The sequence below is a fragment of the Dorea hominis genome, assembly GCF_014287705.1.
GTDB lineage: Bacteria > Bacillota > Clostridia > Lachnospirales > Lachnospiraceae > Dorea_D > Dorea_D hominis.
Genome location: NZ_JACOOY010000026.1, coordinates 1 through 16,096, shown reverse-complemented (window position 1 = coordinate 16,096; position 16,096 = coordinate 1). Strand labels below are relative to the sequence as shown.

Below are 16,096 nucleotides of genomic sequence, written 5' to 3'. Positions count from 1 at the left end.
AAGAAAGCTGCAGAAGCAGGACGCGATTCTACCAAGGACATGGTAGCAAAATTCGGACGTTCCAGCCGTCTGGGCGAGAGATCCAGAGGCGTGCTGGATGCAGGAGCAACCTCCTGCTGTATCATCCTCAGCGCAATGGCGGACGGAATCAGCGAACTATTATAAAACAGGGATAAGAGAACATATCACAAATCCTTTTATAGCATGGATTTCGAGAGAAAAGTAAGAAAAATAAAGATAAAATCTCCGGGAAGGAAAGAGTCCCGGAGGTTTTTTTATGATGAAGTAAAATGGCTGGACTTTTCATAAAACTACTCCTACGTAAGCACAGTGTGTTTTCAGGCTTTTGCCCCTGGCATCGTAATAAAATATTAAGAATTTTGTAATGGAAATATTAACAATTAAGGAATATGCTTTCCATGTAAAGCAAATATACAGACGCGATGACAAGAATGGAGGAGAACAACATGAGGAAAGCATTAAGAAAGTATCTGTTTGTCGCAGCAATTTGCCTGTGCACGGCACTGACAATGGCTCCGGTGCATGCGAAGGCAGCCGGTAAAGTGAAGAATCCGGCGATTGTCAGACTGAAACCGGGGAAAACTTATACAAAATATGATATTACCGGGGATAAAAAGAAAGATAAGATCAAGATTACACTCGGGAAACGTGATGAAAGTGACTTTATCAAGCGGATCACAGTATCTGTCAACGGAAAGAAAATTGTGAAAAAAGGAATCGGTTCTTTCTATTATAAGACCAGCCTTGTAACACTGAAAAACGGAAAAGTATATCTCTGGGTGAAGAGTTCTTCAGAAGATGCAGATGATACATGGGGATGCCTGTATCAATATCGCAAAGGCAAACTGGAAAAGAAACTGAAATTTGATGGATATGTAAAGAAATATTACTATCATCTGAGTACGGATGTAGTTAAAGTTTCCGGCAACACGCTTACTGTAAAGCAGAGCAATATGACGAGCCCGCTTGGTGAGGCTGTTTATAAATATGATTACAAATATGAGAATGGAAAATTCCATATCGTATCAAGAACTGCTGCTATCGTAAAAGCATCCTATTCTTATCGCACGAAGAGCAGCTGGGGCACATTGAAAAATAATAAAATGCTTTATACCAGTCCATCCACAAGTAAATCAACCGGTGTTGCTGTGACTGCGGGAACAAAAGCAAAATCAACAAATATTTATATGTGCGATAAATTTATAAGCGTAAAGATTAAGACTGCTGACGGTAAAACCGGATGGTTAAAATGCAGCAAGAAATTTGACGAAAGTAAATTGCTCTTTAAAGAGTGCTTTTATGCGGGATAGATAGTAAGAGTTAGTTGAAAAAATATATAAATGGGGACGGGGCTTTTTTAGAAAAGCCCCGTCCCCATTTAACGGTAATTGCACTTTTGTCGCTGAAAAATCGGAACAGAAAAGCGAATATATGACTGGCAGCATCTTGTGTGATCTGCAAGTCAATGCTATCATCAAAGTATCAATTGCTACAGGAAAACATAGAAGAAAAGGAGGAGCTTATGAGAAAATGGAAAAAGGCAGCAGTAGCTGCAATGGTATGCCTGACAGGAGTTTTATTTATGCCGTCGATGAAAGCAGAAGCAAAGAATCCGTCCATGGTGGAATTGAAAGCAGGAAAGACTTACAAAAGTTATGATATCACCGGCGATAAAAAGAAAGATACAGTGAAGATCAGTATTCCAAAAGACCAGTATGACAGATACGGGACTGTAAAGATTACGGTGAACAAGAAAACGACAAAGATTACAAGAACATGGACTTCCTATGCGATCCACACAAGACTGATAACATTAAAGAACGGAAAAGCGTATCTCTGGGTACAGGGTGAGACGGATAATGAAGACGATCCGTGGGAATGTATTTATCAGTATAAAAAAGGAAGATTTAAAAAAGTCGTTGATTTCTCAAAGACATCTTACAATTATACGAACCATCATCATACGGATATCCTGAAAGTGTCAGGCAACACGATCAGCACAAAACAGTATATTATGTCCACAGCGATGGCTGGTGTTGAGTACAAAGTAAATTATACTTATAAAAAAGGCGCATTAAAGAAGACATCTTCCGCATATGAGATTACAAGTGCCGGTTACACTTATCGTGCAAATGGAAAATACGGAACGATGAAGAATACGAAAGCATTATACAACAGTGTTTCCTGTAAGAAGAAAGTAGCTACTGTAAAAGCCGGAACAAAAGCAAAAGCAGTGAAGATTTATATGACAGGCAAAGCATTTAACATTAAGATCAAAACCGCGAGCGGAAAAACAGGCTGGGTGAAAGGCTCAAGAAAATTTAGCGACAAATCGTTACTTTTCAAAGAGTGCTTTTACGCAGGATAAAACCTTTGTAGAAAGAAAAAAGCGAGAGCGAGAGCCATGTACAAAAGGCTTGGATACAGAGAGGTAGACATTGTGCCATGTGAATTTAACGGTATTTCGGAGGCAGCTTGTACTTCTGGAAAAGAGATTATAATTGTAAAGATAAGCGTTGTTATGATATAATAGGGAAAGCAGTGAAACGAGCAAACAATATATTCTTATGAAATATAAGGAGGGAGAAACCGGTGAATTATTCACACGAGATTATTATGCCAAATGACGATATCCCTTTTAAAATGTTTGTTTTCGAGGGACGACGCGGTAATTACTCGAGAGAGAAGCACTGGCATCGTTCTGTCGAAATCTTTGCTTTGTTCGAAGGAGAGATTGAATTTTACGTGAATGAGATTAAGTATTCCCTGAATCCGGGAGAATTCATGTTGGTCAACTCCAATGAGATCCATTCGATCCACTCTCCGAAAGAGAATTTTACTGTAGTGCTTCAGATTCCGCTGACAACGTTTGAACGATATTATACGGATGAGAAGTTTATTTATTTTACACACAGCAGAAGGATACATGATGAGGAATTCATGCAGGTGATCCGGGACATGTACGATGCTTATGAGAAGAAAGAGATCGGATATGATCTGAAAGTACAGAGTTATTTTTACGAGCTGATCTATCTGCTTGTGAGTAAGTACAGAGAAGTATCTGTGGACAGTGAAATGATACGAAGCAACAAAAAACTGAACAAGTTATCGGCGATAACGGCATACATGAAGGAAAACTACACGAAGGATTTATCGCTTGAAAGCCTGGCACAGACTTTTGGATATTCCTCTACTTATCTGTCGAGGATGTTTCAAAAATATGCAAAGACGAACTATAAGAATTATCTTGACGACATACGTCTGGAGCATGCATATAAGGATCTGGTCAACAGCGATATGCCTATCGGAATGATCGCGAGTCAGAACGGATTCCCAAACAGTAAGGCATTTACAAAGGTATTTCAGAAAAAATACAATAAATTGCCCAGTGAATTCAGGAAAGAATTATAGGACAGAGCGCAGTAACAATATTTGTTACTGCGCTCTGTTTCTGTTTTTGCGGGGGAAATAGGAAGAAAATAAAAAAGTTCACAGGACAAAGTGCTCAAATTGCAAGAAGGACAAGAATTTGCCATGAACGGTTAAGTATTTGGTCGAAAGATCGTTAAAAAATTGCTATAATAACCTTGTGTTTTAGGAGGAATTATTATGAAAATTCAACAAGTAGAAGACAAAGCGTTTTCGACATATGGACGAGTACTGGAAGGGTATGCGTTGTCACCGCTTTTAAAAGCCATGGAACATACACCGCTTCCTAAAGGGGAAGTGATCTATGTGCCGGGGATGGAAGAACTGGAAGATCTTCCTGTTGCAAACGCTTTTAAAGACCGTGCGTTTGGAGGACTGCCGATCCAGGTGGGATTCTGCAACGGGTTCAATACTTATCTGAACGCGGTAGAGTATCACAGAAGTTCAGAAATCAATGTAGCAGTGACAGATATGATTCTCCTCGTAGGAAGGCAGCAGGATATTACAGAAGATTATACTTACGATACAGATCAGATCGAAGCATTCCTTGTTCCGGCAGGAACAGCCGTAGAGATGTATGCAACAACGCTGCATTATGCACCATGTATGACGAGTGAGAAAGGGTTTCGCTGTGTTGTGATCCTGCCAAAGGGGACAAACACAGACGTAGAGATACCGGCGGATGCCAAGGGAGAAGCAAGACTTCTCACAGCGAGAAACAAGTGGCTCATCGCACATGAGGATGCAAAGATTGAAGGCGCCTTTTGCGGGCTGAAAGGCGAGAATGTGTCGGTTTAATGCCGGCGGCGTTACGAGTGTAACGGATTTATAAAACAAAAGATTTACAAAACATGTATTATGAAAAACAACATTTTTGAAGGAGGAATTGGTATTATGAACAACATGCCAGAAGTAAAACTTGGAATTGTAGCAGTAAGCCGTGACTGTTTCCCGGAGAGCTTATCTGTAAACAGAAGAAAGGCACTGATCGATGCCTACACAAAGAAATACGGAGCAGAGAACATTTACGAATGTCCAATCTGTATCGTTGAAAGCGAGATCCATATGGTGCAGGCACTCGAAGACATTAAGAAAGCAGGATGTAATGCACTTTGTGTATATCTTGGAAACTTCGGACCAGAGATTTCTGAGACATTGCTTGCAAAACATTTTGACGGACCGAAGATGTTCGTGGCAGCAGCAGAAGAGACAGGAGACAACCTGGTACAGGGACGTGGAGATGCTTACTGTGGTATGCTTAATGCAAGCTACAATTTACAGCTTCGCAATATCAATGCATATATTCCGGAATATCCGGTCGGAGATGCAGAAGAATGTGCAGATATGATCCATGAGTTTATGCCGGTAGCAAGAGCTGTCATCGGATTAAATGATTTAAAGATCATCAGCTTTGGACCAAGACCGTTAAATTTCTTAGCATGTAATGCGCCGATCAAACAGCTTTATAATCTGGGTGTAGAGATTGAAGAAAATTCAGAGCTGGACCTGTTTGAAGCATTTAACAAACATGCAGGAGATGAGAGAATCCCGGCAGTTGTCAAAGAGATGGAAGAAGAACTTGGAGCCGGTAATAAGAAACCGGAGATCCTTGAGAAACTCGCACAGTATGAGATCACATTAAAAGACTGGGTAGAAGATCACAGAGGTTACAGAAAATATGTTGCGATCGCAGGAAAATGCTGGCCTGCATTCCAGACACAGTTTGGATTCGTACCATGTTATGTCAACAGCCGTCTGACAGACCAGGGAATCCCGGTTTCCTGCGAAGTAGATATTTACGGAGCGCTCAGTGAGTTCATCGGAACGGTTGTCAGCGAAGATACAGTAACACTTCTGGATATTAACAACACAGTACCGAAGGATATGTATGAGAGCGAGATTAAAGGAAAATACGATTATACACAGAAAGATACTTTCATGGGATTCCACTGTGGAAATACAGCATCCAGCAAGCTTGCATTCTGTGAAATGAAGAACCAGATGATTATGGCAAGAACACTTCCGGAAGAAGTAACACAGGGAACTCTGGAAGGGGATATCATTCCTGGAGATATTACGTTCTATCGTCTGCAGAGCACAGCAGACTGCAAACTGCGTGCATACATTGCGCATGGTGAAGTCCTTCCGGTAGCAACAAAATCTTTCGGAGGCGTTGGTATTTTCGCAATTCCGGAGATGGGAAGATTCTACCGCCACGTACTGCTCGAGGGAGGATACCCACATCACGGAGCAGTTGCATTTGGACATTTCGGAAAAGCTTTATATGAAGTTTTCAAATATATCGGAGTTCCTGTAGAAGAGATTGGATATAATCAGCCAAAAGGTGTAAGATATAAGACAGAAAATCCATTTGCATAAGAAAGGGGATAAAAACAATGCTATTCATTGGTGTAGATTTAGGAACATCAGCAGTTAAATTGTTATTAATGGATGAAGAGGGAGATATTAAGAAGATTGTCTCCAGAGAGTATCCGTTGTTCTTCCCGCATCCGGGTTGGTCTGAGCAGAAACCGGAAGACTGGTTTGCACAGTCTATGGAAGGAATCAAAGAACTGACAGCAGAGTGTGATAAGTCACAGGTTGCAGGAATCAGCTTTGGTGGACAGATGCACGGACTTGTTGCACTGGACGCAGAAGACAATGTGATCCGCCCGGCAATTCTGTGGAACGATGGAAGAACCGGAGAAGAGACAGATTATCTGAATACAGTAATTGGAAAGGATAAATTATCCGCTTACACAGCAAATATTGCATTTGCAGGATTTACAGCACCGAAGATTCTTTGGATGAAGAAGAATGAACCTGAGAATTTCGCTAAAATTGCAAAGATCATGCTTCCAAAAGATTACCTGGCATACAAGCTGTCCGGATCTTTCTGCACAGACGTATCCGATGCATCCGGTATGCTTCTTATGGACGTTAAGAATCGCTGCTGGTCAAAAGAAATGCTTGATATCTGCGGAATCACAGAAGAGATGCTTCCGAAGTTATATGAAAGTTATGAAGTAGTAGGAACTCTGAAAGAAGACATTGCGAAAGAACTTGGACTTCCTGCAGAAGTAAAAGTTATCGCAGGTGCCGGAGACAATGCCGCAGCAGCTGTTGGAACAGGAACTGTAGGTGACGGAAGATGTAATATTTCTCTTGGAACTTCCGGAACAATTTTCATTTCCAGCAAGAACTTTGGAGTAGATGAGCACAACGCTTTACATTCCTTTGCACACGCAGACGGATATTATCATCTGATGGGATGTATGTTAAGTGCAGCTTCCTGCAACAAGTGGTGGAATGAGGAAATCCTCAAGACAACAGACTTTGCGGCAGAGCAGGCAGGCATTCAGAAATTGGGTGAGAACAATGTATTCTTCTTGCCATATCTGATGGGTGAACGTTCTCCACACAACAACCCGGACGCAAGAGCAATGTTTATCGGAATGTCTATGGACACAACAAGAGAAGACATGACACAGGCTGTTCTGGAAGGTGTTGCATTCGGACTTCGTGATTCTCTGGAAGTTGCAAGAAGTCTTGGAATTAAGATTGAGAGAACAAAGATCTGCGGTGGCGGAGCAAAGAGCCCACTGTGGAAGAAGATCATTGCAAATGTTATGAACATGAAGGTAGATGTTATTGAAAGCGAAGAAGGACCGGCACTTGGCGGAGCTATGCTGGCAGCAGTCGGATGCGGAGCATATCCGGATGTTGAGACGATCGCTTCCAAACTTGTAAAAGTTATTGATACAGTTGAGCCGGAGAAAGAACTGGTTGACAAATACGAAGAGAAATACCAGAAATTCAGAAAGATTTATCCAACTGTAAAATGCTTATACTAAAAGCATACATAAAGGATTGAGATGCCGGTAAGGTTATTCTATAAAATCTTGTATCATATAATGGGACAAAAGGAGATTGCAAAGGAGATTTTGCAATCTCCTTTTTCTTTTCTTATAGATACCGATATGATACAATGGACAAAGTGAAATACTATAATTACTCAAACTTAAAGGAATGAAAGGTACAGGAGGAAAACATGGGAGAACGTAAAATTATTCAAATCGAGGACAAAGTGCCATTTAAACTGCTGCTTCCACTCAGCATCCAGCATATGTTTGCGATGTTTGGGGCTTCGGTTCTGGTGCCGTTTGTATTTGGTATTAATCCGGCGATTGTATTATTTATGAACGGTGTCGGAACATTGATTTTTATGACAGTAACAAAGGGGCAGGCGCCGGCATATCTTGGCTCCAGCTTTGCATTTCTGGCACCGGCAGGTGTTGTTATTTCGAAAATGGGATATGAATATGCACTGGGCGGTTTCGTTGCGGTTGGATTATGCGGATGTATCTTATCGCTCATTATTTACAAATGTGGAACAGACTGGATTGATGTTGTATTGCCGCCGGCAGCGATGGGACCTGTAGTAGCATTGATTGGATTGGAACTTTCCGGTTCAGCAGCGAGTAATGCAGGACTTCTGGATGACAAACTGGACATGAGAAATGTGATCGTATTTCTTGTGACACTCGGTGTTGCGGTCTTTGGGAATGTTTTATTCCGCGGATTTTTATCGGTTATTCCAATTCTGATTGCGGTTATCGCAGGATATCTGACAGCGCTTGGCTGTGGCATCCTTGATTTTTCTAAAGTGACTTCTGCATCCTGGTTTGCACTGCCGAACTTTACAATGGCAAAATTCGATACAGGTGCAATCCTGATGATTCTTCCGGTACTTCTCGTTATTACGTCAGAACATATCGGACATCAGGTTGTAACGAGTAAGATTGTAGGCCGTGATCTGTTGAAAACACCGGGCCTACACAGATCTTTATTCGGAGATAACTTCTCTACCATGATCTCCGGTTTGATCGGTTCCGTACCGACAACGACTTACGGTGAGAATATCGGTGTTATGGCGGTTACAAAAGTATACAGCGTGCGCGTGATCGCAGGGGCGGCAGTGCTTTCTATCATCTGCTCTTTCGTAGGAAAATTATCTATGCTGATCCAGACGATTCCGGGACCGGTTATCGGAGGGATTTCCTTCCTGTTATACGGTATGATCGGAGCATCCGGTATCCGTATTCTGGTTGACTCACAGGTGGACTATGGCAGATCAAGAAACCTGACACTTACTTCAGTAGTATTTGTAACTGGACTTTCCGGAATCAAAGTGGCGTTTGGGGATATTGAGCTGACCGGTATGGTGCTTGCATGTGTAGTCGGCATGATTTTAAGTCTTATTTTCTACATTCTTGACAGACTGCATCTGACGAACGATCAGGATGAAGAAGCGTAAAAACCAGAGACTGTGGAAAAAAGAAAAGTAAGAAAGTTGGCAAGAAAATGTCAGAGAAACAAAATATAATAAAAAATGAATTAACAGCAGCGAATCCGTGTGATCTGCATGTGCACACGACACATTCAGATGCATCCAGAACGGTTGCACAGGTGATAGAATACGCTGCAATGATCGGACTTAAGTATATTGCAATCACAGACCATGATACAATGGCAGGTGTGGATGAAGCTGTGGAGCTTGGCGGAAAACTTGGCGTGCATGTGGTTCCGGGTGTGGAAATGTCTACGCTTGATGAAGAAAGTGGAAGAAATGTGCATTTGCTCTGCTATCTGCCAAAGGATCGTCAGATGATCGATGGATTTCTGGAAAATACATTGAAATGGCGAAGAGAGCAGAAGCTGGAGATGGCGCGCAGAGTACATGAAATATATCCGCTCGTGACACCGGAACTGGTGGAATCTTATGCAAAAGACAGCGAATCGATATATGAATGTCATGTGATGCAGCCGTTATGTGATTTTGGCTATACAAATGTGGCAATCGGAGAGCTGATGAGTTCACTGATTTCTTCAAAGGGAAGCTGTTATGTACCGAAACGATATCCGACGACGTTAGAAGCGGCGACGGTAATCCGGGAAGCTGGAGGTGTTCCGGTGGTAGCGCATGCGGAGCAGTTTGACAGCTTTGAGCTGATTGAGCGATATGCCAAAGAGGGTCTGCTTGCAGGTGTAGAAGTATGGCATCCAAGAAACGGAACGGAATCCAGACAGCGTCTTCTGGAGATTGCGAAGAAATATGAGCTTCTTACAACCGGTGGCAGCGATTTTCACGGGCAGTATACAAAGAAACCTCATCCGCTCGGCTTCTGTGGCTGTGAAATCGCAGATGCGGAAGCTATGCTTGCGCGGAAGTAGCAAAATGTCTTAATTTTAGAACTTATAGATTTGATAAAAAAGAAGCTGGATAAAGGAAAGTTCCTTCAATAGATCGTAGGTGAGTTAGAAAAAACAGAAGAGAGCATCCAGAAGATAATGGAAAAATATAAATTATAAAAAAGTTGCCAATGTTTTTCGTGATACATTGGCAACTTTTTTGCTAAGTGAAATTACTGTACGGAATATCCGCCGTCTACGATAATATCGCTTCCGGTTGTATATCCGGAGGCATCGGATGCAAGATAGAGAACTGCAGGGATGAGTTCTTCCGGTTTTCCCATTCTGTGCATTGGCATAAGCGGAATCCATGCGTCAATCAAGTCTTTCGGTACATCGACTGACATTGGTGTTGCAATATATCCAGGGCTTAAAGAGTTTATACGGATGCCGTATTCAGCCCATTCAATGGCAAGAGATTTGCTCATGTGGATAACACCTGCTTTGGAAGCGTTGTAAGAAACCTGCCACTGTGGGATGTTAACGATCGTTCCGGACATAGAAGCCATATTGATGATGCTTCCTTTGATGCCACGTTCGATCATGATACGTCCAACGGCACGGCACATGATAAATTCTCCGGTTAAGTTGATATCAACAACTTCGCGAAATTCTTCAACAGTAGCTTCTAATGTGGACTGATGCATGCAGATACCGGCATTATTGAACAGGATATCGATAGAACCTGAACGCTCAAGAATCTCTGCAAGAGCTTTGTCCACCTGTGTTTCGTCTGTAACATCAGCTTTGAGATCGTAAGCTTTTCCACCTGCTTCTGCAATTAATTTTACAGTTTCTTCGGCACCGGAACGGCTTAAGATTACAACTTCGGCACCTGCTTCGGCAAGCCCCTGTGCGATAACCTGTCCGATACCGCGTCCACCACCTGTTACGATAGCAACTTTTCCGTTAAGTCCAAACATTTTTTCTAAGTACATCTTTAAGTTTCCTCCTGGTAAAATATATTATTTCTTTTTAATCCAGATAGCCTTCTCTTGGTGTTACACCAAAGCTTCTGGCAAGTTCGCCTAACTGCTCTTCCGGAATTTTATTTACGATCGGAAGCGGAGCAATCTTCATATAAATTTCAGCTGCTTTCTCGACTGTCTCGATCAGACCGAATGCCTCATCAAGCGTATGTCCGGCAGCGAAAATTCCGTGCTGTGCCCAGAGAATGATTCTGCGGTCGCGGATCTTCTCGGCTGTGAGTTCGCCGATTTTGTTCGTTCCTGCGATCATCCAAGGAACGATTCCGACACCGTCCGGGAATACAACGATACATTCTGTGCACATACCCCACAAAGCTTTAGTAAACTCTTTCTCGTCTATGGAATGTACAAATGTCATTGCAATTGTGTTTACCGGGTGGCAGTGCATAATAACACGATGTGTAGGATCTACTTTCAGACGCTCCATGTGGTTCATCAGATGTGTTGGAAATTCGCTTGTCGGAGCGGCATTTCCTTCAAATCCCCATAACAACTCCAGGCTTTTTCCATCCTGTGCCACACGTACGATACCAAGGTTCTCTGCCGGGTTTGGAGTAATATTTTTGAAATATTTTCCGGTTCCTGTTACCATAAAGATACGACCTGCAACATAAGAAGCATCGAAGTTAATCGGGATCGTACGGATAACGTGATCAAGATCCAGATAATACTCCAGCGGTTCATCCTCAAGCAGCCAGCTGATGTTTCCGCCGTTTCTTTCATCCCAGCCAAGGCGGTACATGTTCGCTGTCATTTCAGAAATTTCCTGAATAAATGGTGCGGTTAAAATGTTTTTCATAGTTTTTCCTCCTCATAATGTATGTGATGTATGTGATTTATTTGTTAATGATACATTTCTGATACTTAACATCCCACTCTTCGTGATTCTGAGGTAAATATTCGCGTATTTTGGAGGCAGATGCCATGATATTTTTTGCTTCATCAAGGGAAGAAGCGGCGCCGATGGAAATTAATTGTACAGTAATATTTCCGATGGCAGTTGCCTCGTCCGGTCCTGCAACAACTTTGCGTCCGCAGGCATTGGCAACAAACTGGCAGAGGATTTCCGCCTTGGAACCGCCACCCATCATGTTGATGACCGGTAATTCTTTTCCGGATACCTTCTCAAGCTGTTCGACCGTCCAGCGGAATTTCATGGCAAGGCTTTCGTAGATACAGCGGATAATTTCGCCGACTGTTTCCGGAGCCTCTCCGTAGTGTTCCATACAGTACTTCTGGATTTTCTTTGGCATATTACCCGGATTATAAAAAACAGGTTCATCCGGATCAAATAGAAAACGGAATGGTTCTGCAGCTTCGGCGAGTTCACCGAGTTCACTGAAACTGTAGTCTTTTCCATGTTCTTTGTAATAACGTTTGCTCTCCTGTATGAACCAGGAACCCATCACATTGCGCAGGATGCGGTGATGACCTTCGTAGCCACCTTCATTTGCCAGATTGGCGGCATAGCCTTCCGGGGTGATCACGCAGTGGTCAAGCTCCGTACCGATCAGTGACCATGTACCACAGCTTACAAGTGCGCAGTCTGTGTGGAGCGGTGAAGACAGATATGCAGAAGCAGTATCGTGCTCACAGACAACGGATACAGGGAATCCCTTTGTTCCCATCATTTCATTGTAACTTTCCTGTGTATTTCCAAGCAGTGTACCCGGCTTTGTAAGCGTGCCGAATAATTCGCGTGGAATATCATAACTGTCAAGGATTTCCTGACACCAGTCATCTTTCTTAAAATCATACAGCTGGCTGACAGAAGAAATCGTATATTCGGAAATTGTCTTGCCGGTCAGGAAATTGATCAGAAGATCCGGGATAAACAGAAGTTTATAAGCGTTATCTAATAAAAATCCGTGACCGTCTTCGCGCATAGCGCCTAATTGCAGATAAGTGTTAAAGAGTGCATTCTGGTTGCCGCTCAGTTCATAAAGCTTTTCTTTTGAAAGCTTGCTGTAAATCTTGTCTGCATGTCTGGCAGTACGCTCATCACGGTAGCAGCGTACCTGTGTGAGTAACTGACCGTTTTTGTCGATCAGACCAAAGTCATTGGAAAAAGAATCGATGGCAAATGAGTCGATCTGATCATCTGTCATTTCAATGGCTTTTTTGATTCCGACATTCATTTCTTTATAAATGTTAATGATGTCCCAGAAAAGTGCGCCGTTTGCTGAATAGGAAACATTGTCAAAACGGTGGATATTCTCAATCGATACATTGTCCCCATCGATTTTAGCGAGAAATAATTTGCCACCGCTTGCGCCGAGATCAAAAGCTAAAATATTCAATTGTACATCCTCCCTTACGCAGTGATGATCCGGACCCCATGTTTTTTTGTAATGGTCCGGAGAGTTTCGGAAACCTCTGGAGTATAGTTGAAGTTGTCTGTCACAATGCAGTCAATTTCATTGAAATTGCCGAGGAAGAAAGGACCTGCTACTTCAAACTTTGTGTGGTCAACAAGAAGGTAAGTCTCTTCAGACTTGTCCATCATTGCTTTCTTGGTGTCAATTTCGTTCAGACTGATATCTGTGAGTCTTTTGTTCAATGTAACTCCCGTGCAGGAAATAAAAGTTTTATCCGGATAAAATTCTTCGGAACTCTTAATTGTACGTGTTCCGTAAAGAGAATAGTTATTACCATTGTAAAATCCTGCAAGGCAGATCAGAGACAGATTCGGATTCTCTAATTTGGCGGCTTCCAGTAAAACTTTTACAGAGTTGGTAATGATAGTCAGATGCATCTCTTTTGGAATATAATCCAGTAAAAATAAAGTTGTGGAACTGTTATCAATAAAAATAGTATCCCTGTTTTCAATCAGAGAAGCAGCTTTTTGTGCAATGAGCTTTTTCTGTGGGATATTGCGCCCGTGACGCAGCAAAAAAGGAGACTCACTGTTTAAAACGGTGTCTCCATATTTGGCTGCGGTTCCTACATTTAAAGGATTCGCATTCAGAATGGCACCACCATGTGTACGGGTTAAAATGCCCTCGGCTTCCAGGCTTTTAAGATCCCGACGGATTGTTTCTTTGGATGTGTGAAGCATATCTGCGAGGACGTTCACACTGACCGAAGACTGAGCCCCCAGAAGATCTATGATTTTTGTTTTTCGTTCCTGACTATACATGTTAATACCATCCTTTTAATATATTTCATGATACCCACGGATTGCAACGTGCCAGGCACTCTCGCAATCCTACACAATATTCGCATATCGCAAGGCTATGCCTTGGCTTTTATGCTCATATTGCAAGGCTACGCCTTAGCTTTTATACTCATATTGTTGCAGGTCTCTCAAACTCGCAAGCACTTTTATGCAAGCATAACGTGCATACGAGTTCGGAGACCTTTGGTATCATTAGATCAAATTCTTTGTAATTGTGCAGAATGCGTCGCATTCGATTCTCTCAAGCATGCTGTATGCGAGGTAGATGCTTGGACCGGATACAACAACGCCGTGTTTTGGCATGATCATTCCGATTGGTTTTTTCACTGCTGTCTCGCGGTGATCTTCGAAATACTGATATACATTTCTGCTCAGCTCTTCAGAGTAAGCTTTTGTCCATTCGATACATCCGACTTCGCCACGTCCCATAGTAGCTTCTGTTACGTTCGGAATCGGTTTGGACTGAGCAACGAATGGCATACAGTAGAACGGATGCGCATGGATTGTACACTCGATCTCTTTGAAGTTCTGTAAGATCAGTACATGCATCAGACTTTCTCTGGAAAGTTTGCCTTCGCCTTCAATGATGTTGCGGTCGTAGTCGATCAGAAGGAAATCTTCCGGCTGCATCTCGCAATGTTTTCTTTCAGACATCAGAGATGGAGAGATTAAGATACGGTTCTCGTCTACACGTACAGCAAAGTTACCGCCTGCAGCATTTGTCAGTCTGCGGTCCCACATCATTTTTGCTACCTTGCACATTTCCAGTCTCATTTCATAGTAAGATAAGTTGCTCATAATTCATTCTCCTTTTATTGTATTTGATTTATTTGTTTTTTTCAATTGTTACCTGTTGGTTTTGGGTATCTATTTGATCTTCTCGATTGTTACCTGCTCTTTTAATTCTTTCGCGCGTTCCAGATCATAACCGGCAGAAAGCTTGGATTCTGCGGTTGCGGCAGATACGGCAGTTGCGATACGAATGGTATCCTTAATGGAATATCCTTCGGATAAACCATATACAAAACCAGAAAGGAAGCAGTCGCCACATCCGATCGTGTTCTGTACATTTACTTTCGGCGGGTGTACACGGTAATAACCTTCCGGAGCTTTTACAATAGATCCGTCTCCGCCTAATGAAACGGCGATGATCGGGACATTGTAAGAATCCAGTGATTCAATCGCTTCTACTATAGAGGCGTCGTCTTCAGCAATCGGATGACCGGCAAGTGTGGACAGCTCATCCAGGTTCGGCTTGATCATATATGGAGTCTCGCGGATACATTCTTTCAGAGATTTACCACTTGTATCTAAGAAAAACTTTAAATCCCGGTCGCGGAACATCTCGAGGATCTTATTATATACGGAAGGATCCGGTGAGTTGGATGCGTCTCCGGAGAAAATAAGGTAATCACCCGGCTGGATGGTTGCTTTCATATCTTCAAGAAGTTCATTTAACTCCTCTGTCTTTAAAGTAACACCACGCTCGGCTGCAATTGTGCAGTCACCTGTATCTTCTATAATAAGGTAATTTGTTCTTGTCTCTCTGGAACCGTCATCATAATGTTTAAAACGGACCTCGATGCCGTATTCATTCAGCATATTTATGACTTTCTGCCCGCTTTTGCCATGGCTGATTCCGAATGCAGTGTTCTCTTTGCCGAGAATCTTCAGATTAATAGAAACGTGTGTACCTTTGCCTCCGATCGTATCGACAGTTTTTTGGATTCGATTTGTAATATTTTTGTCGAATCTGCTCAAATAAAGAATTCTGTCAATAGCGGGGTTAAGTGTCAATGTGTGTATCATATTCTACCCCTTTCTGTATTACACAAGTAAACAAACAAGTTCTGAAAGTATAATAACACAGAAACGGAAATAAAACAACATAAAACTAAGAAAGTTAATAAAATAACAAATGCAATACGCTTTCTATGTACTCAATACTACTACCTATCGCGTTGTATGTCAAGTCAATTTTTATCTTTCGGCATGTTATTTTTTGTCTTTTTTGTTAATTTTGTTGTAAATTTATGATTTTTTTGTTCATATCTCGTTCATAATCTTATCCGTTTGCATTTGTTATTTTATTAACTTTCTTAGTTTTATGTTGTTTTATTTCCCTTTCTGTATTACACAAGTAAACAAACAAGTTCTGAAAGTATAATAACACAGAAACGGAAATAAAACAACATAAAACTAAGAAAGTTAATAAAATAACAAATGC

Annotated in this window: 15 protein-coding genes; 9 read left to right on the top strand and 6 right to left on the bottom strand. The window is 41.9% G+C overall.

The features are described 5' to 3' along the window. The 9 genes from H8S07_RS14975 to H8S07_RS13870 form a co-directional block, all read left to right on the top strand. The coding region (locus tag H8S07_RS14975; protein WP_186855912.1) for a dihydroxyacetone kinase family protein at positions 1-165 on the top strand (165 nt) is incomplete at its 5' end. A gap of 302 nt (positions 166-467) precedes the next feature. Continuing rightward, on the top strand, positions 468-1,331 hold the full coding sequence (locus H8S07_RS13905; protein WP_186856239.1) for a hypothetical protein: 864 nt from the start codon (positions 468-470) through the stop codon (positions 1,329-1,331). Positions 1,332-1,543: 212 nt separating this feature from the next. Further along, positions 1,544-2,389, top strand: coding sequence for a hypothetical protein (locus tag H8S07_RS13900; protein WP_186856238.1), 846 nt, complete (start codon positions 1,544-1,546; stop codon positions 2,387-2,389). A 224-nt stretch (positions 2,390-2,613) separates the two neighbouring features. Then, positions 2,614-3,432: an AraC family transcriptional regulator gene (locus H8S07_RS13895; RefSeq protein WP_117538523.1), complete on the top strand. Its 819-nt coding sequence runs from the start codon at positions 2,614-2,616 to the stop codon at positions 3,430-3,432. 198 nt (positions 3,433-3,630) lie between these two features. Continuing rightward, positions 3,631-4,248 (top strand): DUF4867 family protein, encoded by a 618-nt coding sequence (locus H8S07_RS13890; protein ID WP_186856237.1) that lies wholly within the window; start codon positions 3,631-3,633, stop codon positions 4,246-4,248. A 96-nt stretch (positions 4,249-4,344) separates the two neighbouring features. Further along, positions 4,345-5,829, top strand: coding sequence for an L-fucose/L-arabinose isomerase family protein (locus tag H8S07_RS13885; protein ID WP_186856236.1), 1,485 nt, complete (start codon positions 4,345-4,347; stop codon positions 5,827-5,829). Between the two features lie 17 nt (positions 5,830-5,846). Then, entirely contained in the window at positions 5,847-7,304 is a 1,458-nt protein-coding gene (gene xylB / locus H8S07_RS13880) for a xylulokinase (RefSeq protein WP_021859764.1), read from the top strand. Positions 7,305-7,501: 197 nt separating this feature from the next. Beyond that, positions 7,502-8,767, top strand: a complete 1,266-nt coding sequence (gene uraA, locus H8S07_RS13875) for a uracil permease (protein WP_186856235.1) — start codon at positions 7,502-7,504, stop codon at positions 8,765-8,767. A gap of 47 nt (positions 8,768-8,814) precedes the next feature. Beyond that, the gene (locus H8S07_RS13870; RefSeq protein ID WP_186856234.1) at positions 8,815-9,684 is read left to right on the top strand and encodes a PHP domain-containing protein; all 870 of its coding nucleotides are present in this window, start codon (positions 8,815-8,817) and stop codon (positions 9,682-9,684) included. A gap of 191 nt (positions 9,685-9,875) precedes the next feature. Here H8S07_RS13870 and H8S07_RS13865 read toward each other — a convergent pair whose 3' ends face one another. The 6 genes from H8S07_RS13865 to H8S07_RS13840 all read right to left on the bottom strand — a co-directional run bounded on the left by H8S07_RS13865 (position 9,876) and on the right by H8S07_RS13840 (position 15,678). Beyond that, entirely contained in the window at positions 9,876-10,640 is a 765-nt protein-coding gene (locus H8S07_RS13865; protein ID WP_186856233.1) for an SDR family oxidoreductase, read from the bottom strand. A 37-nt stretch (positions 10,641-10,677) separates the two neighbouring features. Beyond that, entirely contained in the window at positions 10,678-11,490 is an 813-nt protein-coding gene (gene rhaD / locus H8S07_RS13860; RefSeq protein WP_118288664.1) for a rhamnulose-1-phosphate aldolase, read from the bottom strand. Positions 11,491-11,527: 37 nt separating this feature from the next. Continuing rightward, positions 11,528-12,991 carry a rhamnulokinase gene (locus H8S07_RS13855; RefSeq protein ID WP_186856232.1) on the bottom strand — a complete coding sequence of 488 codons (1,464 nt, stop codon included), beginning with the start codon at positions 12,989-12,991 and terminating at the stop codon, positions 11,528-11,530. A 14-nt stretch (positions 12,992-13,005) separates the two neighbouring features. Beyond that, positions 13,006-13,830, bottom strand: coding sequence for a DeoR/GlpR family DNA-binding transcription regulator (locus H8S07_RS13850; RefSeq protein WP_117538529.1), 825 nt, complete (start codon positions 13,828-13,830; stop codon positions 13,006-13,008). Between the two features lie 231 nt (positions 13,831-14,061). Next, positions 14,062-14,667 carry a class II aldolase/adducin family protein gene (locus tag H8S07_RS13845; protein ID WP_021860293.1) on the bottom strand — a complete coding sequence of 202 codons (606 nt, stop codon included), beginning with the start codon at positions 14,665-14,667 and terminating at the stop codon, positions 14,062-14,064. Between the two features lie 69 nt (positions 14,668-14,736). Then, the gene (locus tag H8S07_RS13840) at positions 14,737-15,678 is read right to left on the bottom strand and encodes a 1-phosphofructokinase family hexose kinase (protein ID WP_186856231.1); all 942 of its coding nucleotides are present in this window, start codon (positions 15,676-15,678) and stop codon (positions 14,737-14,739) included. Between the last annotated feature and the right edge of the window lie 418 nt (positions 15,679-16,096).